Source organism: Stenotrophomonas sp. CASM101 (assembly GCF_049384845.1).
In the GTDB taxonomy this organism is placed as follows: Bacteria; Pseudomonadota; Gammaproteobacteria; order Xanthomonadales; family Xanthomonadaceae; genus Stenotrophomonas; species Stenotrophomonas hibiscicola.
Window position 1 is genome coordinate 14569 of the sequence record NZ_JBMRFR010000001.1, and the last position, 24933, is coordinate 39501.

Consider the following 24933-nt stretch of genomic DNA (forward strand, 5'->3'; position numbering starts at 1 on the left):
CGGCGCAGTTCACAGGCAGGGAACCCGACTCACGCAGCGCGGTCGCTGCCCTGGTTCAAGGCTTGCAGCGCATCGGCCAGCGCCTGGATTTCGGCACGCAGGGCCAGCCGCTGCAACCACCGCCCGGGGATTCCGCGCGCACCATGGAATGCCCCCGCCAGCTGCCCGGCGATGGCGGCCGTGGTGTCGGCGTCCTCGCCAAGATTGGCCGCCTCGAGTACGACGGCTTCAAAGGTGTCGTGGCGATCAAAGCACCAGAGTGCTGCTTCCAGACTGTCAACAACATAACCATTGCCACGGATCTGCTCACGCGCGGCACCGCGGTAGCCGCCCGCCGCGATCTGCTGCAGCCGCGCGCTCTTGACGGGAACATCGCTGAGATCCAGCACTCCGTCGCGGGTGCTCCCCGCCAACGCCCGCTCCAGCGCGACCGCCAGCAAGCGGCACGCCTCCAGGCACTCCTGCGCAGCGTGCGTCGTTCGCGAACTCAGCTCGGCCATGGCCTGCAGATCGGGAGTCCCGGCGTAGCGCAATGCTACCGGCGCCAAACGCATGATCGAGCCATTGCCAGCGCTGCGTGGGTCGTCACTCCCCGCCAGCGGATGGCCGTCCTGCAGGAACCGGTCGATCGCAGCTCGCGTTGCCATACCGATATCGAAGCACTCGCCGGTCGCACTCCAGTAACCGTGCCGGTACCAGTTGGCGTAGCGGTTCATCTGATCGCGCGGGTCGAAGGTGTCGCAGCGCGCCAGGCTCTCGGCCAGGCACATCGCCATGGAGGTATCGTCAGTCCATTGCCCCGGCTGCAGGTGGAACGGCCCACCACCCACCATATCGGTAATCGGGGTGAAGCTGCCACGGGGCTTGAATTCCAGCGTGGTACCGACGGCATCGCCGCACGCGAGGCCGAGCAAGGCCCCGCGGAAGAGATCAATCTGGTTCATCAGACCAGTGTAGCGCCACCGCATCTGACATGACTGACTGCCGGGCGGTGATCGCGCGAGCGGGGAATTGATCGCAGCCAAACAAAAAAGCCCTGACCGGAGTCAGGGCTTTTCAATTGGAGGCCTCAAGCGGAATCGAACCGCTGTAAACGGATTTGCAATCCGCACCGAAACGTTATTTTTCAATGACATATACCACCTTGCCACCCCATGAGCCGCCCAGCTGACCCTAGCGACGCGTAGGACGCGCCCCGCCTGACCACTACGGCCCCCAATGCCCCTTCGACTGCGCATGCTCCCTCTCGAACGCCATCTACCTGGCTTGCGAGAACACTTCCTGCAGCTGCTTGATCAAGCGCTCCAGAGACGGAGGGACGTATCCAAGCACCGCCATCGTATCGGCAGCCGCTCGGGCGAAGGCCATTTTCCGCTCTGGGATTACCGAATTGGCGACGATCCTTCGGTGGGCTTCAGAAGCAACCCGCGCCTCGATCAACTGCACCATAGTCATGTCGCCGCCGAGCTTCTGGAAGTTGAGCTTGAGTAACTCATCAGTTCGAGGCTGAAGCCATCCCTTCCCTTCGGCTTCGCCCCAGTCGAACGGGTCGCACAATTCATCAAGAGCCCAAGAGATACCCATGCCGCTTTGCTTTATTGCCCTGACATGGTCGTCACCGTTGTCCCTCCCCACAAAGATGCACTTCACCCTCCCCGCCCGACCAAGCGCTTCACACACCATTCGAATTCGCTCAGCTGCCGCCCGACCTGCATCGTCATCATCCAGTAGGGCAACGGTTTTGCCAGACACATCTGCCAAGGCCGCGCGTGCAATACACCTGTCCGCCACCCAATTCGCACCGCCCCCCCTGCCTTCTACGACCTCTATCTTGGCGTCGAGCTGAATTTCCATAACCTGTAGCGCGCCGAGCAGAATCACCTGATCCGAGGAGCCCTCAATGAAAAGTGCATTGCCCTTGTAGAGCAAGCCTTCATCGCGAAGCTGTGACAGCGCTTCCAGCACTTTCTGCCGCTCCACTTCCGCACGATCCAAGTATGGCTCCACGAATGGCATCAGCCCCAAGGTCCCGTCAACGGCCTCAGGCAAGGGTTCATCACGAAACTGAGTCCGACCATCGATTCGAGCAGCAAATTGAATGGACCCAGACTCGCTATCCTTTGCCACCTTATAGAAGGCCGGCGAGTGGGTACTTACAACAATTTGCACATCCTGTGCATATTCACCAAATTCACGAGCAACCTCGACTTGCTTGGCAAGCTCAAGATTATTCTCCGGCTCCTCAAACCCCCAAATGGTCTCAGGCGCGGGCTTGCCCTTGGCGGAATTCTTTTTCCGCTGTTCCGCCAAAAACTTCAGGATAAGTGGGACGTGCCGCCCTTGAACGCCATCGCCTCTGTTGTGAAGCGCAGTCAGGACCCCGACATCTGACGAGCTGAACTCCAGCGCCTCAAACAGGTCGCCAAGATCTTCGGGTAGGGAGAACTCTGTTCTCAGATCAAGCAGGCGGAGCGAATCCTGTTCAATCTTCGCGACTTCTGCGCGAAGGCCCTCAAGAAACATTCCTGATGCTTCCTTCAGCTTTTCTGCCACAGTTGCTGCCAGTGCAGCATGAAGGCGTCGTTTTAGAATATTGAAGAAAGGTCTGCCACGAACAGCTGGAACGTACTCGAAGGCGAGGTTTCGCGCCCAATAGTTTACTTTGGAGTTCGGGGAGAAAGGCTTGCCATCTTTGCGCCTAATTTCATCCGGGAATGGAGTCTGCTGACCCGCTCGATAGACCTTTCGCCAAGTAATCGCATCGGAATCGCGATAGTGCGCTGGCGGCTGAAGCTCTAGCTCAATAACAATTTCGCGCGCCTTCTTCTTACCAACTCGGGCCTTCTGAGAGAAGTCCCTCTCGAACACCAATGGCTCATCAATATCCGTTTCCTGATTAAAGAACAGATTGAGCGCGCGAAGAACATTGCTCTTACCCGCATCATTAAGGCCAACTAGAGCGGTGTAAACCGTAAAATCGACATGCAAGTCAACGAGCGACCTGAAATTGGTCACCCGCACACTAGAAATGAACATCTGTCCCTGATCCCCTGGCTCACGTGATGCAAGCTGGTTTTATCACACTACGATCAGGTTTGGCTCAATGACTGGCCGCCGGCTTAGAAGGCTGGCGTACTGTGCGTTGTAGTCAACAGCTTAGATTGAGTTCAATTCAGGAGGCCTGCGAACAGGCCCCTAGTCTCGCAATGGGCAGCTCCCGTGTATTCGGGAACCCTCTCCGCTCACCAACCACGTAGATCGCGCAGCCCTGCCCTCAGCCATGCCTTACGCGCATCCCTCGGACGGGGTTTCGTCTCGGCCGGAGGCTTACGCGGCTCCAGCGCTGCCTTGATGCGCTCCACCTCCTTCGCCCCAGCCTCGGCCAAGCGCCGGGCCTGTTGCTGCTGCTCGCGGGTTGGTGGCAGTCCGGGCAGTGGCGGCGGCGGCTGGATCGGGGTGCTGTCGGTCAGCCGGGCGACGGCCTCGCGAAGGGGTAGATCGGGATACAGCCTGGCCGCGCACCAGCGCTCGGCGTAGCGCTTCGCCTGTCGGACGTTGGCGGCGCGCGCTTCCTTGGTGTGCCACATCTTCTTGCCTTCCATCCATAGCCGGACCCCATGACCGCCATCGGGCGTGACACTTGCCGTCTCGCGACCGTTGTACCAGAGCGCCCAGCGCTCGCCAGTCTGGACCCAGCCAGAGGGAATTGGGGCGGTGCGGAAGCCGTGGGAGGAATACATGGCGGGAAGGATACGGCCGGCCGTCGCAGATCCTGCGAACGCGGCGGCCACCTGCCTGAACCGTTCGGGGAAGGAATTGTTACGCGCTGCATCGGCGATTTGACGAAATCGTCAATTTGCCCGAATCGTCTTGCGGGGTGCCGGCGCGGCGCTGCTCACGCGCCCCCGGGTTGAGCTGCCTGCGGCCCCGGATCCGGCACAGTCAGAATGCCCGCCTTGGCCGGCCGGCACCATCGGGCAACCTCGCCCTGTCGGGTCGGGCTGTCCCTACACGCCCCGGGCACGGCCGGCCGGGCTACCCTCCGGCCATGTGCGGTCGATTCGTCCAGCTCCCCGTGATCGACTTCGGCCAGCCGGGGCTGGCTGACCTTGCACCCGGCCTGGCCGAGATCCAGCCCAGCTACAACCTTGCGCCGACGCAGCGCGCATCGGTGATCCTGGACCGGGGCGAAGGGCGGCAAGTCACCCGCCTGGCATGGGGCCTGCTACCGTTCTGGGCGAAAGCCAAGGGCCTGCAGGGATCGACCATCAACGCCCGGATCGAGACGGTGGCCACCAAGCCCGCCTTCCGAACCGCGTTCAAGAAGCGCCGCTGCGTGATACCGATGGCCGGCTACTACGAGTGGTCGGTCAGCCCCGAGGACGGGAAGAAAGACCCGTGGTTCATCCACGCCACCGGGCCGCTGCTCGCCGCCGGCCTGTGGGAGGACACCAGCCCGCTGCTGCCCGACGGAAACCTGGGCACCTTCACCATCATCACCGGCGACAGCAGCGGCGTCTCGGCCGACATCCACGACCGCATGCCAGTCTGGCTCCAGGTTGACCAGATCGATGATTGGATGGCGGCCAGCCCCGACGACGCCATGGCGATGCTGCTGGCAAGCTCGCCTCCATCCATGGAGGCGTACAGGGTCAGCCGCGCAGTCAACACGCCACGAAACAATCGCGAAGACCTGCTCCAGCAGATTGCGTGATGCCTACAACAAGGTGGCCTGGCTGTCGTCCCAGCTTTTGATGATCAACTCCCCGAACTTCCGCCCTCTGCCCTGCCCGCCGCCGATGGTGTAGTCAAGCTGCAGCGGCACCAGGTCGAAGCCGGCGAACACTTCGCGGATCTGGGGGTGGTCATTGATCGAGACCACAAAGCGCCCAGCCGAGGCGCGCATCAGATCCGCCATGGCCTCGTACTCCGCGAAGGGGAATTCGACGCCATACCCCTCTGTTTCCCAATACGGCGGATCGAGGTAGAACAGCGTCCCCTGCCGATCGTAGCGCCGCACGCACTCCTGCCACGGCAGGCACTCGATCACGGTGTTCGCCAGGCGGAGATGCACAGCACTCAACTCCTCCTCGATTCGAAGAAGGTTCAATCGTGGACCGCCGGCGGTCACGACACCAAACGACTGCCCCTGCACCTTGCCCCCGAAGGCGAGCTTCTGCAGGTAGTAGAAGCGCGCTGCGCGCTGAATATCGGTCAACGTCTCCGGCCGCTCCATCTGCGCCCACTCGAACATCTGCCGTGACACCAATGACCAGCGGAACATGCGCACGAACTCGTCCAGGTGATGGCGCACGCAGCGGTAGAGGGACACCAGCTCGCCGTTGATGTCGTTGAGGACTTCCATCTGGGCCGGATACGGCCGCATCAGCAGCGACGCGGCGCCGCCGGCGAATGCCTCGACGTAGCAGTCATGGGTTGGGAAGTGCGGATAGAGGTGCTTCAGTAGGCGGCGCTTGCCGCCCGGCCAGGAAATGATGGGCTTGGGCATGGGTTCTCAGTATTTGCGATAGGAGGAGCCGACAATCCCGCCGCTCTCGCGAGGGCGACGGGGCCACGGCCAATGCCAGGTGCTGAGCTCACCTGTGTTGCGGCGCTGCCTGGATGCTTGCCGGCATCTGGGCAGCGCCCTGTTTCGCTAGACGACTACTTCCACCAACGGGAGATTGGGCGCGGCTTCCAGCAGTCGGCCACCACTGACCCAAACGTTGTACGGAATAGGCTGCTGCAGCTGACCGAACGCACGCATCTGCGCGCCGTCATAGGTTGTCAGGCTACTGGTGCCATCTGCATTGTGTGCAGTGACCGTTGCCAACAATCGCGGCCGTACGCTGACGAGTTCGCCGAATTGATCCCACAAATCAGTCCGCATCGGTGAAATGCCTCTCCAGAGTTGCTGTCTGCTCGATCACGACAGCCTGTTGATCCACGACGACCTCAATACGGATCGACTCGCATTGGCCGTGCCAGGTTCCTTCAGAACTCAGCACCTGCACCAAGTCCAGCGGCAAGATCACCCCGATCTCCCCCGCCTTCAGCGGCCTCGGGAAAAGCGGCACCGTCAGGTCCACCGCCGCCTGCTCACCGCGATCGCAGAGGATGTTGCGCCCCCTCTCAGCTGCGGCAGCAGCGACGTTGATCAAGGGGCTACTTACCTGCTGCGCGAAGAGCTGCCCCGCCTCCCCGCCCTTTCGTACCTTGCAGGTAACTCCCTTCCCGGCCAGCTCCCCCGTGACCACCACTGCGTCATACAGGGGCGCACTGCGCATCTGCAGGCTTTCGGTCAGAACAATGTCCTCCTGCAGCACGTGATCCGGCGTTGTCTCCCGCCACAGCCATGGGCTAGCCGGGTAGCTGGCGCGGACAACCAGGGCCAGGTCCGAGGGATGGGACTGCACGACCCCGCCACTCGCACCAGCGAGCGCACTGATGGCATCCAGTGGTGTGCTTGCGTCATAGAACCAAGCGCCAGGCGGGACCGGCCAATCCACTGTTTGGTAGTCGCTGGCAAATCCGGTATCAACCAACTCTTCGGCCACAAGCTGAGCCATGCTGCGCTCTTCCGTCGTGGCTTTGACGCGAGCCGGAGCGTAAGGCGGTGCCAGCAGTGCTGTCCTTGAACGCCCACTCAAACGCACACCACCCCCAGCAAACTCGCGCTGTTTCTGGAAGCTCTCGATGATGCCCGTCCAGACGTAGCCGTTCAGCACCAGCTCGAACTGTCGCGGGCCCGAGGCTGTGGGCTTGAGCAGCCCAAGCTGATCGGCATCGGCCAGCTCGATGTCAAAGGTCCAGCCCCAAGCCGAACGGCCCGCACTGAGAGAGACGCGAGCCAACTCGATCGGCACCCGATCAGGAAGCCGCACAAATGAAACCTCATTGATCACGACGTAGGTCCTACGTTGGGGGCGCACCACATAGCACGCCGAGATACCAAGATTCAGGGGGGCCAGACCAGGAACGCCTATCACGGCGCAACCGAGGTTGAGGCCGACACGGTTGCCAGGCGGGAACGTGGGATCTGGATCAGGGTCGGGCCCCGGGCCAGGCGTTGGGCGGACTCCCCAAGGAACTCGACGCGCAGCGCCCCAAGGCAACCGGAAGGCCCTTCGGCTGGCAACTGGATTTGTCCACGCAATCAAGCTATCGGCACTAGCCGGGGTCAGCCGACTACCCCATTGCAAACCGCGAGAGATCCCCTCGGCAGCAAGCCAACGAGCAGGCAACGCGGTCAATCGCCTCAAGCTGTGCATCGAAGAGTGCCACGCGTACAGCGCCTGGCAGACTGCAAGCGGAATGCCCCCCCATCCCGCTCGCCACTTGTCACCAACCGGAGCCATGCCGGTTCGCCACACAAACCCTGCCTCCCCTTGGATCAAACCGCTCAGCCCCCAACTGATAGAGACTTCCCGCCCTACTTCAAGCGTTTCTCCCCAACGTTGGTGGACAACCACATCAACCGCAGCAGATCTCTGCCAATGGAGCGATGACAGCCGACCGAGCCGCCCAGATGACGCCCAGGCGATTGCAGCGACCTGTCGAATTCCCCTGATAACCGGCTCTGGAGCATCATCGTCCCAGTACACCCCAAGGTTGAGCCCAGCTCGTCGCGCATCGGCCTCAACGGAAGACCCCAGATTCAGCCGTAAGCGCAAAGGAGGAGAATCGATCATCAGCTTTCGGCGTAGGGCTGAACCCAGTCCTGAATTGCCGAGTTGACCTCACCCGTCCCGTCTATTCCTACCACCATATAGCGGTGGCTAGGAGACAGTCCGCTGACCAACCACTCTCCAGTACCGCTGCTAAGGGCCTGAGCGCAGCAGACGAGCGTGCTTCGTTCCAGCACAAGCACTCGCCCTCGGAAAGGCTGATTCAGCTTTCGAAGGCGCCCGTCGCTGCCAGTCTGATCTGGTGGCAACCCACCGATGACCCCCCGCCCACAAAACTCCAGCGGGCGCGATACCCTCATTAAGAAACCCTGCGCATTCATTAATCCCATGCTCCACTTATGCGAATGAGTAGCGCACCACGCCATCGCCCGTCGACTTCGATGTTGCACGCACGGTTGATTCGAACAACCAGAACTCGATCCGTCACAGTTCCATCGAGCCCCTCAATGATCATCCCATCCGGAAGACTGTCGACAATCCCGATCTGTTGCATTGGTGCAAGCGCCCCAGGAAGCTCACCGCGCGGAAACCAGGCTCCATTTACAAACCTAACGGACTCGTAGAGGAGCCCCAAGGTCGAGCCACTTGGGTAAGCCCCGGTGCCAGAACCGCCGAACTGCAGTCTCCCGCGAAGAATCCCAAAGAAATTGCATGGCACCGCACCGATCGCAAGAGTATGCGACCTGGCAACATACAAGCCGCATGAGCTTTCACTTGGAGAGAAGGTGTAGTCCTCCCAGCTCAACGAATAGGCGCTTTCCACATACCCACCATTCCACTCCTGCGGATCAACGCACGCAATGACGAATCCATGCATATCGCCAGGCTTGTAGCTAATGCAATCACCGGCAAACCAACTAAAAAAGCTACCTGCGTTGCGTGTGTCGATGAACAGGTAGATAAATCGTTCGTTGGCAACAACTCGCCAGCGGCGAGAAGTTCCATCCAAAGTTATCGACTTCGGCAGAAGCACGCCATTGGATTTCTGAGCAGCAGCGGGCACAGGGTTATTGCCTGATGACGCGGAGGTCATCGACTGATAGCCACGCGCAAAGCCATGTCGGGCGTTCCCCACGGTTGCGGAGTCATCAATGCGGAGGAAGTACCCGCTGCCGCTGACCAAACTTCCTCGGTACGCACGCACGTTCAGAGCGCTGAACTCACGGGTCCATCCCGCTCCGGTCTTCCTCGATGCCCCCACGCCATACCCATCCACGAGAACGGCATCTAACAGCGCGACCAGGCTGCCAACCTGGCCAGTAAGCTGCGGTGCTCCCGGATCGGTGCTTTCGTAAACGGTTGGTACAAGACTCATAGATGATTACTCGCTTGGAATATTGCCGATGACCTGAAAACGGGTGGAGTCAGTTGCACCCTCCGGCGTACCCGGGAGCGTCGTACGCATCATCCAAATGGGTGCCAAGCCACCGACGGTGTTAAAGCGAACAACGTTGTTCGTAGACCACCCAGTTCCCCACCCCTCCTTCTTCATCACGAAGTACGGCTGCCCGGTGCGAGGATTGATGGGTGTGAGATCGGTGGTGGTGTTTCCGGCAGAAATCGTGCCGACCGTCTCGCCGATCACCTCAAACTGGGTTGCACTGGTAAACCGCACCGCCCAACGCTCAGTGATCGCGTCCTTGTTCGTCACGGCGAGCGGATAGTCCGTGTCGTTGTAGGTGCCGGGCGCAACACTGCCGCTCGGGGAATCGGCCCACACGTTGCTCCATGCGGCCTGGTCGAACAGACTCACCACACGCGCCTGCAGGTCCAGCGACCCGTTGGCCTCGCCCAAGCGCAGTGCGGTGCTGATCATCGCCTCCCCCACGGGATAGTCGTGCGTCAGGGAGGTGTTGATCTCGATTTCCCCGGTGATCTGAGGCTGAACCACCAAGCGCCGGTCCTCGACGCGCTCACTGATCGTCAGCGGTAGCGTGTACGCGGCTAGGTTCAGCGGGTCACTGAAGCGCAGATTGCCAACGTCCAGATCCGCCGTGAACCATGCGGCGTCGACCGGACGTCCGGCCGCGTCACGTACTTCGATGCCTGCAATCCTGCCGCGACCAAAGGTGACGAGCTGTCCCGCTTGTGGCGACGGCACCACGTGCTTTGCCGTGTGGTGGATCAGCACGGTCTGTCCCGGCTTGAACGCTGGCGCACGGCCGTCGCTGGGCAGACGCACAGACGACAAGCCGATCACGACCTCCGACAGTGGGATCGATCGATACACGACCGCGCCCATGTAGATCGTGCCCGGCAGTACGAGCGTCGGCCTCCAGACCTGATCCCCCTCCACCTGATCGGGATCGAACCAGGGCTTGCCCTCATTCCCGGCCACGGGTACCAGCTGGCCGAACTGAACCTTGACCACGCCACTTTCCCAATCGACCTTGCCACGAATTTCCGCAGCTGATAGCACGCCGTTAATGTCTGCAGTCACCGTGAGCAGCTCACCGTCGATACGGGTCGCGCGCAGCGTGAACATGCCTGGCCGCAGTGGTGAACCTGGCGCACGGAAAAAGCTGACCGCCACGCCCGGATCGGCGATCCGTGTCAGGAGGGATTGGATCTGGACACTGTTCGCGCCGCCTGCCAGCCACTGCACCAGGTTCACCACACCTGCGGCGTAGTCGATCGTCCCTGCGTAGATGCCCGAACCAGTGGTGGGATCGATGGAGTGATACAGCCCGCCGCTACGGTCAACGTAGGTGCGCCCACGGAATGCGAAGCGGACGCTACCCGGAACGATGCTGTCGCTGATCGTCGGGGTGAGCTGCAGCTGGACCGCAGGCAGCGGCATGACTTCCTGCGCAGATTGGGCGGCTTCGCCGGCGAGCATCCAACCGGCTGAAACGATACTGCCGGCGGAGAACTGCGCCAGCACGTCCAGGCGCTCGTAGCCAACCAGCTTCAGACGCCCGGAGCGGATCTCGTACACCGGATAGGAAACCTGACGGACCATGAACTTCCCTGCCTGCAGCGAGACCGCGCCAGTGCTGTAGTTCACAGCACCCAGCACAGTGCTGAAGACCGTGTCCCCAACCGAAACCCCGACCAGGTTGCCTGCGCCATCATCCTTGGCGATGACCCGCATCGCCTGAGGCGCCGACGACAGGTCATCGCGATCGCGCCGCACACTCACAAGCCAGTCGAGAAGCACTGTGCCTTGCCTCACCGGTCCCTGCGGCAGGGTGAACGAGACGATCCCGGCCGAGTCCGGAACAGGTTGCGGCGCCGCGTGGAGCGGCTGCCCCCAGTCATAGGCAATCGAGAGCTGGCTATCCGCATCAGGCAGATTCAGCGGTCGGAGCGAGATCTCGCCGGTCGAGTAGCTGATCTGTCCACGGACCTGCCCGCCGATCAGCAAGCCACCGTTCCCGTTGTCGGTGACCGCCACATTGGCGCCGCCAACTCGCAGCGTCAGCTGCACCGTCCCGGGAACCGCCGAGCCCTCTCCCAGCACAAAGCGGAGCGCCGGCGGCAGGATGGCAGTATCGCCGACCCGGGCTTCCGCGATGATTGGCGTGCCCCAGTTGGAGATGATGCTGCTCTTCAGATCCGGCAGCGCGCCGGCGGTTACCACGACAGAGCCAGTCTGGTAATTGATGGTTCCGGTACCTTGGCCGGGCTTGCCGAGCAGGCGGCCGCGGCCGTTGTCTGTGAGCCTGATCCAGCGCCCCAGGGCGCGATAGTCGACTACTACCGTACCCGGGGCCGGCAGCGGGGTCAGCTGGAACAGCCAGACCATGCCCTGGTTGTTCTGCGTCACCTCAATCTCGTCGGTGAAGCCCTGCATGGGGATGGAGCCCGCCGGGGACGCAGTGATGCTGACACTGGTACTGCCTACGCCGCTCGCGTGCGTCAACGCTACGACCCCGCTCTGATAGTCGACCGTACCGCTCCAGGGCGTCGCCACGGCGGAAGCGAGCCCGCCCGTACCGTCGTCGGTGAGTTCGACACTGCCTGCAACCACCCTTACTGCGCCCACCACCAACCCAGTACCGAGGTATCGGCTGACCGGCACGCCAGCAGCAAAGCTGGCACTGAAGTTCTGGCCGAGGCTGCCGGCAGGGCCGGACGGGACCTGGCTGATGGTGCCCATGCCGGCCAGTACATCACTGACCGGGGTTTCGGCCGTGGAGGTGGGAACGATGGAGACGTACGGGGTATCGACCTGCACAGCCAGATCGCCAGGCTTCCCAGCGACGGTGAGGCGCTTGACGCTGTGATAGCTCGTCGCCTCCACCACGTTGGTTTCGTAGATCCTGGTCGCGGGCTTGGTGGCCGAGTAACGCACCACTTCTTGGCCGTAGAAATCGCGCAGCAACGCGTTAACCAGCTCGATCACCAAGACATCCCGCTCAAATGCCCCTTGGTCATCGGTAAAAGTCCGTGTCGTACGGGAAAGCACGCCTTTGACCCGCACGTACTGCTCGGCCGGATCATGCCCGGAGCTGGCGAGCGTCAGCAGCGAGAAGTTGTCATTGATGTCGGGGCTCGGCGCGTCTTTCATCGCGTAGACCTGGATCGTCATCTGGCCGCTGAAGTGGTTGCCGAGCAGCACAAAGCGGGACTCCGTGCCGCGCGTGATGTAGCTCTCCACGCGGTTCTTGGCATCAAGGCGCACGTCACTGTAGGAGCCCGTCGCAAACATCGTGACGGTCACGCGCGGATCTGCGGGCGGATCGATCAACACAGCGATCGCGTCCTTCAGGACGTCCGGTGCGGGCGTATCCACATGCACAAACATCTTGCGGAGAGTAGTTCGGCCGGTAGTCCGCTCTTCATCACCGATATCCGGGAACAGGTTGTTCATCGCCCCGTCAACGATTTCGGTCTGGACCATGCGGCCACCGCCGTCAGGGTTATCGGTCAAGCGCTGCGACTGCCGCAGCTTGATATCGGTAGCAAGAATCGTCATGGATTACACCGTCATGAGGCGAAGGGTGATGGAGAAGAGATCCGCATCAAGCGCGGGGACAGCAAAGCGGGTGGGATCGACTTCGATGGCCGGTCCATCGGTGCGGCGCCATCTCACCTGGAACGACCGCTCGCCGCTGTTGTGGGCAGGCATGACCAGATCCAGTGGCGCCAGGCGGGCCTCGCTCTCACTGGCCTGCAACGCTCGTAGCACGGGCAGGCTGACGACACCGACATAGGCGGTACCGTCCCGGGTTGTCTGAAGCGTGATCGGCCGCCCGGCCTGTCGCGCAGACTCTTGAACGATCAAGGCACCCGTCAGGCTTGTACGCGCCTGCTGCCCTACCTTCCAGGCTGTGAACTCGTCGGTCCATTGAAGGTCGGCCGGCAGTTCGATTCCGGCAAGAACAATGCGGGTCATCAGCCACGCCCCCGCACAGAAACGGCCCTGCTTTGCTGAACCTGGCGCAGGACCAAGGGAGCGACGAGGCCCGCGAGGCGCTGCGCTTGCTGCACCTCGGCTGCGGTGGCACCGGCCACCACCTCCTTCGAAGGCAGCTTCCAGTCAATGACGATGACCTGTTCATTGCTGCCGTTGCTGCCGATACGGGCGGCGTCCGCCCTCGCCTGAGCCTCTGCCTCAGCTTCAGCCTGCTTGCGACGCTCGGCGAGCGCGGCGGCGGCTTCCTGATCTCGCTGCTGCCGCTGCCGCATGACCTGGGCCTCCAGTTGCGCCACCTCTGCGATTTCACCCTTGCCCACGTAGTCGAACTGCCCTGCCAGCCGTTCCTTCGCTGCTTTGGAGAGTTCGTCCTCAGCTTCGGCGGTCGCTTGAAGCTCTGCCTTGTACTCGGCCAGCTGCTTGCGCTGGTCAGTAACCCGGTTCAGCGCATTTGCAAACTGCACAAGCGGGTTGGGCCCGCTGAGCTTGCGCATTGCCTGCAATGCGGATTCGGAGACCTCGCCAATACTGAACGCCATTCCTTGCGCAGCGGCCCCGGCCTGCCCCATCTGCTTGCCCATGCGTTCGGAGCTACTCCCTACCCGGTCAACCTGGTCCGCCGCACCTCCCGCGCTCTCGCGCACCTCCTCCAGCCGCTCGCGGCTGCGGCTGGCACCGTCTTGCAGCTGCCGCATTGCCACATCGCTCACGTCGCCCAGCCGCTGCATGCTGCGCTCGGTGTCGTAGATCGATTCCTGTACTGCGAGCTGGCTATCGACGTTGTCCCGGCGCCACTGGTCACTGTCTGCGGCTGCAGCACGGGTTGCATCGGCATATGCCCGGAAGGCACGACGCACGTCCTCGACAGAGGCCTTTCCGCGAGCCGCGCCGTCACGGATCGCCTCAAAGGCGCTTTTGGCAGCGTCACGCGTCGCATTGAGCGACGCCTGGGACTGGATGCCAAGCCTTGCAAACTCGTCGGCCAGCGGGTCGATGGCAACCTGAATCTCGCGGATGCGAGCGTTCAGCGCTGCAGCCGACCGCGCGGCCGCATCGAAGCCGACCTTGCCCTGCCGCCCTGCTGACTCCAGCAGCGCACCCAGCGTTCGTGCTTCGTCCAGCGTCGCGACCTTGCCAAGCGCCGCCTTGAAGGCCGTCTCGATTTGGACGCCGGTCGCGATCGCGCTCTCAGCCACCGCACCGAAAGCGGCGATCGCATCCTTACCACCAGCGCTGAAGCTGACGCCCATGCGCGATGCGGAAACACCAAGCCGCTCCATTGCAGTAACAAGCGTGGTCTGCAGCACGGCGGCGGCATTGGTCGCGCCTTGCGGCATTGCCTCAAACGCCGACTGGGCCGATGCCTGGAAGCGGAGCAGCTCCTCCCCGGAGAGCTTCTTCAGCGTCTCCAGCAACCCATCGCGCACATTGCGCTCTGCGGCAGCGCCTTGGGAGGCGATATAGCCCAACGCCGCTCCGACCGCCTCCAGGCTCGCCGTGTCTGCAAAGTTGAGCCCTTCGAACACCTTGCCGATCGATTCCTTCGCGAGCTTGGCGTTCCCGTCGATGCCCGCCAACTGCTGCACCACAAGCTGTGCTGCCGGGCCGATGCCGTTCTTGAGCGCGTCCGCAGCCGTCTGGACGCCACCCCGGAGCGCCGCAAAGCCCGTCGACACCTCCAGCAACTTCTGTGTGACCTGACCCAGCTGCTGCAGCTGCTCAGCCGTCGCGACGCCGGCCTTCTGCTGCATCAGCAGGAAGCCTTCCTGCGCCGTGAGGTACTGCTCCAGACCGGACAGGCGCTTCTCGTAAGCCTGCCGCTCCGCCTCGCCCAGCTTGGCGACTTCCTCGGCTGACTTGATGACCACGTCACGGTATGCGACGAAGGACACCGCCTGTTCACGCAGTTGCAGCGCAGAATCGCGGACCTGGCTGATGTAAGCGCGCTGCGCTTCACCGGCGCGCTTCAGCGCAGGGTCGTGCTGCTTCCAGATGTCCTGCGCCACGGTTTTGAGGACATCCAGCCCTCCCATCGCCGCTTCCAACCCCAGCACGGCCACCGTAATGGGGACTGCCTTCGGCAAACCGCGCAGCAACGCACCGAACCGACCGATTCCCCGGCTGCCGCTTGCGACCGCTGCATTGTTGGCAATCTGCGCGTTCGTGGTTGCGATCAGCGCGGCGCGCCATGCGTTCAGCTGGATCAGGGCCCCCACGATCTTGAACTGCGCGTATGCGGCCGCCATCAGGCCGATCACGCGAGCGTGGTCCACAACCCACTGCGTCGCGCCCCTCACCGCCTCGGCCATGGTGATGATGGCCCGGGCGGTCTGCTTGGCCCAGCGCGACAGGCTGCCATCGGCGGCCAATCGATCCAGCGTGGTCAGCAGGGTGGTGAGCTGTTCCTTGAAGTAGGTCAGCACCCCCTGATCTGCGACCTCCTGCTTCCAATCCTTGAAGCGATCGGTGGCGGTCTTCCACAGGCCGGCGATGGTGCCCACCTTGGCCGCTGCAGCCGCACCACCATACGACTCGGCCAGCAGGTCGAGAATAATCGCCTGAGCCTTAGCCACCTGGCCGGTCGCTTCCAGACTCTTGATCAGCGACTTCTGGCTGTCATCCAGCGTGAAGCCTTGCTTACTCAGGCTCTCCATTGCCTTCGACGGCGTCTGCAGAGCCTTGCCTACGACCTCGGCAGACTGCTCCAGCGACATGCCCAGCCGCTGGGCCTGGTCGATGGTGATCTGCATCGCTGCCGGGAACTGCTCGCCCACGATGTTGGTGTAGGACAGCAAACGCACCTGGGCGGCGCTGATCTGCCCATCGTCAAACAGCCCACTCTGCAGCTGCTGGCGCATGGCGGCCAGGCTCTGCGCGGTGAACTCACTGGTGCGCCCCGTGGCGTGCAAGGCCGCTTCCAGCTGAGCCAGTTCCTGCTCAGCGTCGCTGCCCTCCTTCACGATGGCCTTGATGCCATCAACCACCCGGTTCAGGCCGACGAACGCGATCGCACCAGCGGCGACCGCCTTGAGCCTGCCGAACCAGCTGACCGTGCTCTCCGTGGCGTTTGCCAGGTCGCCGCTGCCGGCGGCGGCATCAGCGGCGCGCTCCCTGTACTCAGCCAACGACTTCGCGGCCGCCTTGCTGGTGTTAGCCTGCTTGCGGAAGGCAGCCTCGCCCTCCTCAATCTGCTGCTTGCGCCGCCGCCCCGCCTCGGCCTCTGCTGCAGCGGCCCGGGCCTGCTCAGTGAGCGCTGCCGCGCTACGGGTCGCCTCGATACGCAGGCGCTGCTGGTGATCGGCCAGGTTCGCGGTGTTGACGCCGAGCGAAGAGAGCTCGTCGTCGGCTTTGCCTACGGCGTCCCATTGCTCGTTGAGCGCCTTCTTCAGGCGCTCGCCTTCCTTGCGAAGATCCCGCTGGGCTGCCAGTACCTCGCGGGAGGGCTTCTCCATCTCCCCGATGCCGAGGCTGAGCGCCAGCGCGGCCTTCTGATTGTCATCAAACTGCTTTTCCAGCTCCGCGAGATCGGCCAGCATGCCGTCGAAGGCATCCGCTTTCGCCGCCGCCTCGTTCAGCCCAGTGAGCGAGTCGAGCAACTTCGTCGCCTTGCCAGCGGTCTCGACCGAGACATCCCCCAGATCGCCAAACGCCGCACGCAGTTCATCCACGCCCTCGCGGCCCTGCGTTTCGATGACGACCCGAATTGCTTCTTCCAGCCGATCAGCCATTGGAGCTTCCGTTGACGCGCCACTGGCGGCGCAGTTCAGTCAGGTAGGTGGTGTGGAAGCGTTCGATCAACCGGCGACGGGCCTCCAGGGCGCGGCTGTTGCCATCAGCACCCGAGAGCATCTCGAACGGGCTGGGCCCTCGGAGAATGCGAACGGGGCCACGGCCGTGGCGCTTCTGCTGCGCGCGATCCCAGCTGCGTACCCGGATGGCCCTGCGACCCTTGATCGTTGCGATGAACGCACCGTCGTAGGTCTTCGACTCGCCCACGCCAATGCCGGCCGTGGCACCCCGGGATTTGCGACCGGCCCAGCGACCACCGAACTCGATCAGCGAGATCTGCCGCGTGCTGGCCCAGATCGAAAGGAAGTCATCCCTCCCACGTTTGCCGGTGCTGTAGCCGCGCTCGCCCGTCTCCACGCGATACTTCCCGCGCAGCGCAGAGGCGCGGATGTTGTAAGAGGCACGGACCTCCTGCGCAGTAGCCGGCCCAGCCCGGCGCTGCAGACCAACGAACGCCCGCTGCACCGACATGTCGTACCGATTCAGCACCTCGCCGGCCAGGTCGGTCAGGCCATGGAAGCCTTTTGCCCGCCGGCCGCTGACGTAGTACTTGAGCAGGTTGTTGTTGCGATTGGATGCCACAGTGCCCTTCCTGTTTCAAACCGGGAGGGCGCCTTCCAGGCACCCTCCCCTAGCCGAAGTCACCGGTATGCTCAGCCCGCCGACTGCGCGGCGATCTTGAAGGTGTAGAGATCGGTTTCGCCGGCCTGGAAGATGACCGGGCCAGTCAAGGTCACCTGAATCGGCTCATCGCTGAACCAGTCAACGTCGCCATCGACGGTCAGGTCGACATTGGGGATCGTTAGCAGCCCTTCGTCGCCACTGATGCGGTCCTGCATATCGCCCAAGACCTGGAACGACTTGCTCGGGGTTGTGCCGCCGCTGATCGCGGTTTCCAGATAGGCATCGAAGCTGTAGTCGGCAGCCACAACATCGCCGGCCTGCAGCGCGCCACCCTTCTTGGGGATCAGCAAACCATGACGGGGCTCGAGGTCATAGTCGGTGCCCTTCACCAGGTCCACTTCGCCCTTCTTGAACACCGGGGCCGGCGTTGCTTCGATGAAGTTGTGCGGCAGCTTGACGGGGGTATCCACGCTGCCAACAGTGACCGACACAGCGTTTGCCGAGCCGGCGGCCACGGTGGTGTTGACCAGGGTGCCATACAGCATGCGAGCCAAGAAGGCCGGCGGCACTTCCAGCGCGGTGATCGAGACGTTGGTGACGCCCGGATTCGAGTCCTTGTGGATGATCTGCTGATAGCGAGCATCACGTCGCTTGCTCTTGATCTCCACCGAATCGCCGGCTTCGTAGCTGAAGGTCAGCGAGGACTGCTCCAGGGGCTGATTGCCGAACTTGTCGGCGGGCTCGGGGATGACGGGGACGCGAACGCCCTCGGAGCCGTGCTCCCAGAAGCGCAGGTCACCTGCGAATTTGCGGACTTTTGGCTGTGCCATGGTTCTGGTTCCTTTACGGGTTGGACACGGGCTCAAAGGTCTCGGTCAGACCAGCCCGCGCGGTGATCTGAGCGACTACGGCGGTATGCCCGGCATCGTCCTCCAGGGTCGCCAGCTGGGTTTCGAGCAGCTCGAAACTGGTCACCCCCAGCGGCAGCGACTTCTCTTTGAACGTCAGGGCGCGGATCAAGTCGTGGCGCGCGCGATGAACGAGCAGCCTAGGATTCGCCTCATTACTGCCACGCGGAACTTCGAACTCGATGGTGATGGCCGCATCGGAGCTGGACTGGGCCACACCGCCACCACTGCGCGAAAGCTGACGGACAGAGATGATCGTTGCAGGCTCGGTGCCGTCCTCGCTGATCTCGGTTTCATCGATGATTACGGCACCCGCACCGATGTCGGTGCGGAAGCCACTGCTGCGCGTGATCAGGCGGACGCGAGCAGCCAGGAACTCCACAAGCTGCCACGACAGCGGCTCTGCCAGGTCAGCCACGGCTCACCAGCCAGCGGCTCTGCGAGCCGTCATCACTGATCTTCTTACTGTTGACGAAGACCTCAGTACCGAACGCACTCGAAACCAACTCGAAGCGATCGCCCTGGTCAGGCGTCACGTCCGAACGCAGGTACGCGATCTCCACACGGCCTGACCTGAACTGGCGCAGTTCACCGATGGTCTCAACGTCGCGCTCCACATAGGCACGCACGCCTTCGGTGATCGGACCATCCTTGGCCGTGTACCGACCTTGCGCCGCCATGCCCGCCAGCGCAAAGGCGGCGTGCAAGGTGCCATCCAGATCGCGGAGGAAGTCGACCTCGCTCACCGCGCACCTCCCGAACACAGCATCGCGTAAGCCTGCAGTGCCCTCACCTGGGCGTCGCACTGGGCGGCGGCGCCAATAGCTCGGCCCGCACTTTCAATTCGGTCGTCGGCTCGACCATCAGGCTGGCTGCCGGCAGCGGCGGCCGCGGACAGCGCGGCGGTGGCGACGGACGCTTGCCAACGCTGGTGCAGGCGCTGGTTGCCAGCGCGAAGATCAGCGATGAGGCGATCAGATGCCTTCTGTGCATCGTTCTTTTCCTTTTCGTACTTGGACGCCAGGTTGTTCGCGGCGGCGGCGCTGCCACGCTCTGCCTTCAGGGTTTCGGCTGCGGCATCGGCCTCAGCGCGAGCGGCATCACGCTCGATTTCCATAGCGTCACGGCTGGACTCGGCCTGGTCGGCCGCACGGTGCGCGATGGATACCGAGCCGCGTTGCCAGACGATGACGCCCAGCAGCAGGAGGATGGCGACGACCAGAGCGCGGATCATGGGGACACCACCGGGTCTTCGGGCGGGATAACCGCACCAAGGCCCCGCAGCGTCGATTCGAGCTGGCGCACACGCGTGCGCAGGGCGCTGGCCTCCTCCTGCGCTCTGAGCCGCAGCAGCATTTCAGCCTGAAGCCGCTCATCCTGAGCGGTGACCCTCTGATCGAGGAAGGAGACACGGTCGGACAGGCCCTTGATGAGATCCACGTTGGCGTCGGTCTCGGTACGCTCCTTCCTACGAGAGAGGAACGCCGTCCACGTCTCGCGGAGCAGCCACAGCGCTACCACGCTGCCTGCAGCCCACCAGGGAGCCGTAGCGGTGACGCCGCCGCCGACCATCAGCGCAGCGCCTCTGCAACACCGGCGTCGATCACGTCCGGGCGCCAGTACATTCCGCCGTTTTCATGCTTGGCGATAGCGGTAGCCAGACGGCTCAGGGTGACCGCGTTATCCAAGCGGATGACTTCCGAAGGCGCAACGCCCACCGCAGTGGCAACCTGCAGGACGTATGCACCAGTATCGTTCTCCACCGGGGGTGCCCAGCGCCCGATGATCTCCTTCACCGTGCGCAGGCCATGCTTGCGCTGGTACGTGAGCAGGGTCTTCGCCAGAGCGCGGAACCCGGCCTGCGGGGTCAGAAACACGCAGAAGCGCTGCTCGCGCGCGATGGCCGCGGCGGACCGATCCTCACCCTGCCACGGAGTGCTGGTACGGTCGATGTTGCCAGGATTGTTGTTACGTACGCCGCGCGGCGTGCTGGTGGTGCCCATGCCATCCCCCGTTGTCGCTGTTGAAGAACCGGCACCGCTCACGCCACCCGGGCGTATGTGAGCGGTGCCGGCCTGTTCGGTTACGCGCCTGCTGCGGCGGAGCCCGGGGTCAACCGGACGAAAACGGTCAGCGCACCGGCTGCTGCCGGGTAGACTGCGAAGCCGATGTCGCTAACCTGGCCAGCACCGGCAGCAGCAACGATCGCGTGGCCGGCGGCGGTGTCCCAGTTGACAGTGGCGCCGACAGCGAACACGGCGGCGGGCAGTTTGGGGACCTCGAAAACGCCTTCGACATGCGTCGCAATGATCTCGCCGGCCTTGCCATCGGTGACAGCGACGGCAACCAGCTTGCCCTGTACCACCAACTCGCCACTCTTGGTGTCAGCGGCCAGGGTCACGTCGAGCACGCGGCCGTCCTGATGTGCGTTCTTCATAAATACTCTCCGGATGCGTGAGGGGGTTCAGGAGGCCGCCGCCAATGCGGCGACCTCGATGCGAGACGGTCAGGGGTTACCCGGGTTCTTGTAGATGCCGCGGTAGTCCGCGATGGCCGGCGCCGCATCCAGGCGCACCTTCCAGGACACGCCGTCGACGGTGAAGCCCTGGTGCTGCTCCAGATACGGCGTCTGGTTGCCGTCGAGGTAGCCCACCACGATCCCGTCTACGTAGGCGGGGTTGGAGATGCCGTACCAGGCCTGTGCATCCTTGGCGTCCAGACGCCCGTCGTCCCAGACTTCGAAGGTCTCGCGCACGATGTTGGGGTCGTTGCTGCCAACGCCCGCCCCCACGGCAAACTGGGCGGTGCGCACGGTTTTTGCCAGGCCACTCAGCGCCACCGGCGTCAACAGACCGCGCATCGGCACCTGGATGAGATTGCCGTCAGCATCCTTCTGCAGGCGCATCGCAGCCTGCATCGCGCCTACGCTGGCAGTGCTGATCAGCGCGGCAGGCAGCAGGTTCTTGTGGTCAGCGTGGAACAGGCGCTTGCCGTCAGCCAGGATCGGGTTGCTGTTGATGAGGTCGAACACCGCCTTCGCGAGCGTGCGGCGTGCAGCCTGGCCCATCTTGCGCGGCACGTCGCCGAACACTCCCAAGTCGTCGTTAATGATGGCCTGGCGGGTGATGGTGAACAGCTTGCCGTAGGTAACGATCTTCATGGCCTGCGACTGCTCAGAGAACGAGCCCTGCTTGTACTCGCCACCCTCCGGAACAATGTCCAGATCCGAGAATGCGCCCAGTCCGACCAAGTTGGTCGGCTTGAAATCACCCACGTTCACCGCTCGGGTGTACTGGTCGAAGGTTTCTTCAACCTCCTGGTAGCCTTGCAGCAGCGCCCGGCGCGAGGCGTCGCCCAGCAGCTGCGGGAAATCCGAGCTGCTGTGGGTGAACGCCATACCGACCACTTCCAGTCGTTCCATACCACGGGTATCCACACCGGCCTGCTGCACGCAAGCACGGGCGATCTCGGTCATGGACATGCCACGGAAGGGGTTACCGTCCGTGGCCTGAACCAGGCCGGCGCGGGCCTGGATTGCGTTGGACATGGCAGCGCGGCTCAGATCACGCTGATCAGCGCCTGCGACGACGCCCGAACCGCCGTTGAGCGGAGCAGCATTGCTGCCCAACAGCGCCAGGATGTGGCGGCCCACCGCATCGGCGGTGATGTTGGAGTCCGCCTGCGCGATCACGCCATCCACGTACTCACGGACCTGCGCGTTGCCCATGTGGGGCAGCGCGATAGCCTGAATCTGGGTATTGCGCTCACGCAATGCACCCAGAGCGGCCTGGACCGGATCACCCGCGGCCGGCGCAGGAGCGGGCGCCGCAGCGACGACCGGAGTGACGGGCGTGGCAGCGGTGGTTGCGACTGCCGGGCTCTGTCGACCGGCGTTCGCGAGGATGGCGCTGTACTGCTTCTTCATGGTTGGATCCTCGATATGGCCGATCACGGCCGACTGACTGACCTCGGGAAGCGAGGCGAATACTTGCGGAGAGAGGCTGGCGACGATGCTGCGGCGCAGCTGGGAAAGAACTGGCGCGCCAGCACCCTCGATGGACTGCAAATAGCCGCTGATGGCGACGGTAGATGCCGACGTCCACATGGCCGTGGCACCGGGGTCGGCGTCCACCACCAGATCGGCCAGACCGGCATCGACGGCCTGCGGACCGGAGAACCAATGGTCGGCGTCGTCGGTAAGCAGTCGCTCCATCTCTTCACGCCGGCCGGAGCGGGCTGCATAGGCCTCCAGCATTGCCGACGCGTGCGCGTCCAGCGCCTCTGCGTTCTGGCGGAATGCGGTAGCGCTGCCGGCAGCCACGGTACGTGGCGCATGAACCATGACCAAGGAGCTGGCATAGACCCGGCGCTCATCGCCAGCCTGCAGGATCAGCGAGGCGATGGATGCGGCCTGCCCCTCCACGGTGACGATCTTGTGTGCCGGATGGGCCTGCAGCGCGTTGTGGATTGCCATGCCATCGGCGACGACACCACCGACACTGTTCAGCCGAACGTGGATGGTGCCCGACGTGATCTGACCGATCCGCTCGACCAGGTCGGCAGCGGAAACCGACTCTTCGAACAGGTAGCCACCGATGGCGCCATAGATCATCACGTCGGCGACATCGGCCTCTGCCCGGACCTGATACAGGGCCGGGCCAAGCTCGGCTTCGGTTGCCGCGTCCGCGCGGATGGTGTTCTGGATCGCGCTGGCCAACAGGCGTGCACGCATGTCATTCGCTCCTAGAAAGATCGCGCGTCAGCTGGCCCAAGACTTGGGCACGGGCTTCTGCACTGGTGTTGGGCGCCGGCGGCGCAAGGGTCTGGGTCTGTTCCTGCCAGTCCTGACGCTGACGCAGTACCTCAGCGGGGTTGTTGCCGTACTGAAGGGTGTTCTGCTGCGGCGACACCCAGCCGCGGTCCTCCGCCTCGCCGCGTGCGTAGGCCTCCTTCAACGGATCAATCCACGGCATCACCGGGCGGACGTACGTGGAGGCGGCCAGGTCCCGCAGCGTCCATCCACGGGGCAGGCGCACGCGTCCCGAAAGCACGCATGCCTCCACGAAACGCATGCGCTGCGGTCGCACGCACAGGGCAATGAAGCGCTCGGCCAGCATCAGGTAGCTGCCCCACTTCTCGACCAGCTCCTGACGCTGCGCCGAATAGGTACCGTTGTAGTCCAGCGACAGGCTGGAATAGCTCACGCCGATGCCGCCGGCAGCTGCGCGCAACTGTTCCTTGCGCCAGGTCGCGGCATTGGGATTCGGCCGGTCGGTACCCAAGCTCTCAATCGACTCGCCAGGCAACAGATCATCGAAGATCGCACCAGGGGCAAGGCGCAGCTCACGAATCGGAACACCGTCCTGGAGGATGGCCTGGCCGCCCAGATCCGCGCCGTATTGCTCGCCGCTGCCCTTCTTGATCTGGAATGTCATCGACGCCGCCACCTTGGCAGCAATACGTTCGGACTCTTCGTAGTCCTTCACGTCCTCGAAGCGGGACATGGCACTCGCGAACACGCTGAGCCCTCGCACCTGGTGCAGACGCTTCATCAGCGCGATGCAGTGCATGAACTCGGCAGAAACCCGCTTGGTCTCCAGCCGCGCGCCCATCGGATCGCCTGGATGACTCTTGTAGACGTGGAACGCGATAGGCCGGCCCCATGCGTTGCGCTCCACACCTTGCAGGATGTTGCGCGCCGGATCGTTGAAGTCCAGCGGCACCAGGTCGGCTTCCAACATCTCGAAGCTGTACGGCACAACGGTGCCGTGCTCGAAGTAAGGCACTGTGCCAATCAGGTCCTGGTAGAACGCATCGCCGTCGCGGAACCAGCTGCGTGCCAGCAGCTGCTGGCACATGCCGTAATCGTGCGTCCGGGTGGCCTCTGGCGCATCCCACCAGGCGTCCCAGAGGTCATCCAACTGCAATGCCAGATCGCGGTTGATCGGCTGCCCCGGAAGTCGAGGTGCAGAGAGCACGTCGATGCCAGCACCAACAGTGTTCTGGACCAGGACGTTCAGCGCGTTGTCCGCCAGATCCAGGTCGCGCTCCAGATGGCGGGCCTGATCGCGGAGCTGGCGCGCATCCATGCCTGCGATTGCATTGCCGCTGCCCCAGTCCCTCGCCAGCTTTCTGTTTCGTGATGGGCGCGTGACTTCGTGCGCGCGGGCGATTACCGGGGCCATCTGAGCCCGCGCCGATTGAACAGCGCGATCGGCGCCGAGAGCGGCGCCCAATCGTGCCTTGGCGATCTGCGCGGAGGACATCAGGTCACCCCACCGAAATGGGCGTTGGCCCAGCGTGCCCGCCGACCGGCGACCGAGCCTGCACGCAGGACCGCAGCCTGCCACTCTTTCCGACCGGAACGGATCTCAGCCAGGTCCACCCGGGTCAACTGGCGATCACCGATGCGAACGGTCTGGCCCGAAAGAACGGCGACCTCCGCGTCGATGTAGAAATCCAGCATTTCCTGAGCAGTCTTCATGACTACATAGGCTACGGATAGCACTGTCCACGAACTCAATAAAACCGTGGACAGCGGCCCCCTTAAGTTACTGATTCA

At 63.3% G+C, this 24933-nt stretch carries 21 protein-coding genes and 1 tRNA gene; 1 reads left to right on the forward strand and 21 read right to left on the reverse strand.

Going from position 1 to position 24933, the window contains the following annotated elements; translation table 11 throughout:
* Nucleotides 1–29: 29 nt before the first annotated feature.
* From VG543_RS00100 to VG543_RS00115, 4 genes are all read right to left on the reverse strand, one after another.
* Nucleotides 30–944 (reverse strand): ADP-ribosylglycohydrolase family protein, encoded by a 915-nt coding sequence (locus VG543_RS00100; protein WP_423177390.1) that lies wholly within the window; start codon nucleotides 942–944, stop codon nucleotides 30–32.
* 117 nt (nucleotides 945–1061) lie between these two features.
* Nucleotides 1062–1164, reverse strand: a tRNA-OTHER gene (locus VG543_RS00105).
* Nucleotides 1165–1257: 93 nt separating this feature from the next.
* Nucleotides 1258–3036 carry an ATP-dependent nuclease gene (locus tag VG543_RS00110; RefSeq protein ID WP_423177391.1) on the reverse strand — a complete coding sequence of 593 codons (1779 nt, stop codon included), beginning with the start codon at nucleotides 3034–3036 and terminating at the stop codon, nucleotides 1258–1260.
* A 206-nt stretch (nucleotides 3037–3242) separates the two neighbouring features.
* Nucleotides 3243–3740 (reverse strand): hypothetical protein, encoded by a 498-nt coding sequence (locus VG543_RS00115; RefSeq protein ID WP_423177392.1) that lies wholly within the window; start codon nucleotides 3738–3740, stop codon nucleotides 3243–3245.
* Nucleotides 3741–4048: 308 nt separating this feature from the next.
* On the opposite strand from VG543_RS00115, the gene VG543_RS00120 reads away from it, so the two are divergent.
* On the forward strand, nucleotides 4049–4714 hold the full coding sequence (locus VG543_RS00120; RefSeq protein ID WP_423177393.1) for an SOS response-associated peptidase: 666 nt from the start codon (nucleotides 4049–4051) through the stop codon (nucleotides 4712–4714).
* Nucleotides 4715–4717: 3 nt separating this feature from the next.
* On the opposite strand, the gene VG543_RS00125 is transcribed toward VG543_RS00120, so the two are convergent.
* The 17 genes from VG543_RS00125 to VG543_RS00205 all read right to left on the reverse strand — a co-directional run bounded on the left by VG543_RS00125 (nucleotide 4718) and on the right by VG543_RS00205 (nucleotide 24855).
* The gene (locus tag VG543_RS00125) at nucleotides 4718–5509 is read right to left on the reverse strand and encodes a DNA adenine methylase (protein WP_423177394.1); all 792 of its coding nucleotides are present in this window, start codon (nucleotides 5507–5509) and stop codon (nucleotides 4718–4720) included.
* 370 nt (nucleotides 5510–5879) lie between these two features.
* Nucleotides 5880–6905 carry a hypothetical protein gene (locus tag VG543_RS00130; protein WP_423177395.1) on the reverse strand — a complete coding sequence of 342 codons (1026 nt, stop codon included), beginning with the start codon at nucleotides 6903–6905 and terminating at the stop codon, nucleotides 5880–5882.
* Between the two features lie 1102 nt (nucleotides 6906–8007).
* Nucleotides 8008–9003, reverse strand: a complete 996-nt coding sequence (locus VG543_RS00135) for a hypothetical protein (protein ID WP_423177396.1) — start codon at nucleotides 9001–9003, stop codon at nucleotides 8008–8010.
* A 6-nt stretch (nucleotides 9004–9009) separates the two neighbouring features.
* Nucleotides 9010–12609: a hypothetical protein gene (locus VG543_RS00140; RefSeq protein ID WP_423177398.1), complete on the reverse strand. Its 3600-nt coding sequence runs from the start codon at nucleotides 12607–12609 to the stop codon at nucleotides 9010–9012.
* Between the two features lie 3 nt (nucleotides 12610–12612).
* Nucleotides 12613–13029 carry a hypothetical protein gene (locus VG543_RS00145; RefSeq protein ID WP_043402241.1) on the reverse strand — a complete coding sequence of 139 codons (417 nt, stop codon included), beginning with the start codon at nucleotides 13027–13029 and terminating at the stop codon, nucleotides 12613–12615.
* Nucleotides 13029–16778, reverse strand: a complete 3750-nt coding sequence (locus VG543_RS00150) for a Laminin subunit alpha-2 (protein WP_423177400.1) — start codon at nucleotides 16776–16778, stop codon at nucleotides 13029–13031. Before VG543_RS00150 ends, VG543_RS00145 begins: the two co-directional genes overlap by 1 nt.
* Nucleotides 16771–17421, reverse strand: a complete 651-nt coding sequence (locus VG543_RS00155) for a hypothetical protein (RefSeq protein WP_423177401.1) — start codon at nucleotides 17419–17421, stop codon at nucleotides 16771–16773. Before VG543_RS00155 ends, VG543_RS00150 begins: the two co-directional genes overlap by 8 nt.
* Nucleotides 17422–17492: 71 nt before the next feature.
* Nucleotides 17493–18293 (reverse strand): hypothetical protein, encoded by an 801-nt coding sequence (locus tag VG543_RS00160; RefSeq protein ID WP_423177402.1) that lies wholly within the window; start codon nucleotides 18291–18293, stop codon nucleotides 17493–17495.
* Between the two features lie 13 nt (nucleotides 18294–18306).
* Nucleotides 18307–18789, reverse strand: a complete 483-nt coding sequence (locus VG543_RS00165) for a hypothetical protein (RefSeq protein WP_423177403.1) — start codon at nucleotides 18787–18789, stop codon at nucleotides 18307–18309.
* The gene (locus VG543_RS00170; RefSeq protein WP_423177404.1) at nucleotides 18782–19117 is read right to left on the reverse strand and encodes a hypothetical protein; all 336 of its coding nucleotides are present in this window, start codon (nucleotides 19115–19117) and stop codon (nucleotides 18782–18784) included. Before VG543_RS00170 ends, VG543_RS00165 begins: the two co-directional genes overlap by 8 nt.
* Nucleotides 19114–19605, reverse strand: a complete 492-nt coding sequence (locus VG543_RS00175; RefSeq protein WP_197574845.1) for an endopeptidase — start codon at nucleotides 19603–19605, stop codon at nucleotides 19114–19116. Before VG543_RS00175 ends, VG543_RS00170 begins: the two co-directional genes overlap by 4 nt.
* Nucleotides 19602–19943: a hypothetical protein gene (locus VG543_RS00180; RefSeq protein WP_125894702.1), complete on the reverse strand. Its 342-nt coding sequence runs from the start codon at nucleotides 19941–19943 to the stop codon at nucleotides 19602–19604. The genes VG543_RS00175 and VG543_RS00180 overlap by 4 nt, the downstream gene beginning before the upstream one ends.
* Complete coding sequence (locus tag VG543_RS00185; protein ID WP_423177405.1) at nucleotides 19943–20374, reverse strand: structural protein P5; 432 nt, start codon at nucleotides 20372–20374, stop codon at nucleotides 19943–19945. The genes VG543_RS00180 and VG543_RS00185 overlap by 1 nt, the downstream gene beginning before the upstream one ends.
* Nucleotides 20375–20454: 80 nt before the next feature.
* On the reverse strand, nucleotides 20455–20808 hold the full coding sequence (locus VG543_RS00190; protein WP_423177407.1) for a DUF2190 family protein: 354 nt from the start codon (nucleotides 20806–20808) through the stop codon (nucleotides 20455–20457).
* A 69-nt stretch (nucleotides 20809–20877) separates the two neighbouring features.
* A complete protein-coding gene (locus VG543_RS00195; protein ID WP_423177408.1) occupies nucleotides 20878–23103 on the reverse strand; it encodes a ClpP-like prohead protease/major capsid protein fusion protein in 2226 nt (741 codons plus the stop codon).
* Between the two features lies 1 nt (nucleotide 23104).
* A complete protein-coding gene (locus VG543_RS00200; RefSeq protein WP_423177410.1) occupies nucleotides 23105–24637 on the reverse strand; it encodes a phage portal protein in 1533 nt (510 codons plus the stop codon).
* Nucleotides 24637–24855 (reverse strand): primosomal replication protein PriB/PriC domain protein, encoded by a 219-nt coding sequence (locus VG543_RS00205; RefSeq protein ID WP_423177411.1) that lies wholly within the window; start codon nucleotides 24853–24855, stop codon nucleotides 24637–24639. Before VG543_RS00205 ends, VG543_RS00200 begins: the two co-directional genes overlap by 1 nt.
* Between the last annotated feature and the right edge of the window lie 78 nt (nucleotides 24856–24933).

What these genes read in the sequence shown, in the direction of transcription:
- VG543_RS00100 (WP_423177390.1), bottom strand. Translation starts at nt 944, where the DNA reads ATGAACCAGATTGATCTCTTCCGCGGGGCCTTGCTCGGCCTCGCGTGC.
- VG543_RS00110 (WP_423177391.1), bottom strand. Translation starts at nt 3,036, where the DNA reads ATGTTCATTTCTAGTGTGCGGGTGACCAATTTCAGGTCGCTCGTTGAC.
- VG543_RS00115 (WP_423177392.1), bottom strand. Translation starts at nt 3,740, where the DNA reads ATGTATTCCTCCCACGGCTTCCGCACCGCCCCAATTCCCTCTGGCTGG.
- VG543_RS00120 (WP_423177393.1), top strand. Translation starts at nt 4,049, where the DNA reads ATGTGCGGTCGATTCGTCCAGCTCCCCGTGATCGACTTCGGCCAGCCG.
- VG543_RS00125 (WP_423177394.1), bottom strand. Translation starts at nt 5,509, where the DNA reads ATGCCCAAGCCCATCATTTCCTGGCCGGGCGGCAAGCGCCGCCTACTG.
- VG543_RS00135 (WP_423177396.1), bottom strand. Translation starts at nt 9,003, where the DNA reads ATGAGTCTTGTACCAACCGTTTACGAAAGCACCGATCCGGGAGCACCG.
- VG543_RS00140 (WP_423177398.1), bottom strand. Translation starts at nt 12,609, where the DNA reads ATGACGATTCTTGCTACCGATATCAAGCTGCGGCAGTCGCAGCGCTTG.
- VG543_RS00145 (WP_043402241.1), bottom strand. Translation starts at nt 13,029, where the DNA reads ATGACCCGCATTGTTCTTGCCGGAATCGAACTGCCGGCCGACCTTCAA.
- VG543_RS00150 (WP_423177400.1), bottom strand. Translation starts at nt 16,778, where the DNA reads ATGGCTGATCGGCTGGAAGAAGCAATTCGGGTCGTCATCGAAACGCAG.
- VG543_RS00160 (WP_423177402.1), bottom strand. Translation starts at nt 18,293, where the DNA reads ATGGCACAGCCAAAAGTCCGCAAATTCGCAGGTGACCTGCGCTTCTGG.
- VG543_RS00175 (WP_197574845.1), bottom strand. Translation starts at nt 19,605, where the DNA reads ATGATCCGCGCTCTGGTCGTCGCCATCCTCCTGCTGCTGGGCGTCATC.
- VG543_RS00180 (WP_125894702.1), bottom strand. Translation starts at nt 19,943, where the DNA reads ATGGTCGGCGGCGGCGTCACCGCTACGGCTCCCTGGTGGGCTGCAGGC.
- VG543_RS00185 (WP_423177405.1), bottom strand. Translation starts at nt 20,374, where the DNA reads ATGGGCACCACCAGCACGCCGCGCGGCGTACGTAACAACAATCCTGGC.
- VG543_RS00190 (WP_423177407.1), bottom strand. Translation starts at nt 20,808, where the DNA reads ATGAAGAACGCACATCAGGACGGCCGCGTGCTCGACGTGACCCTGGCC.
- VG543_RS00195 (WP_423177408.1), bottom strand. Translation starts at nt 23,103, where the DNA reads ATGCGTGCACGCCTGTTGGCCAGCGCGATCCAGAACACCATCCGCGCG.
- VG543_RS00200 (WP_423177410.1), bottom strand. Translation starts at nt 24,637, where the DNA reads ATGTCCTCCGCGCAGATCGCCAAGGCACGATTGGGCGCCGCTCTCGGC.
- VG543_RS00205 (WP_423177411.1), bottom strand. Translation starts at nt 24,855, where the DNA reads ATGAAGACTGCTCAGGAAATGCTGGATTTCTACATCGACGCGGAGGTC.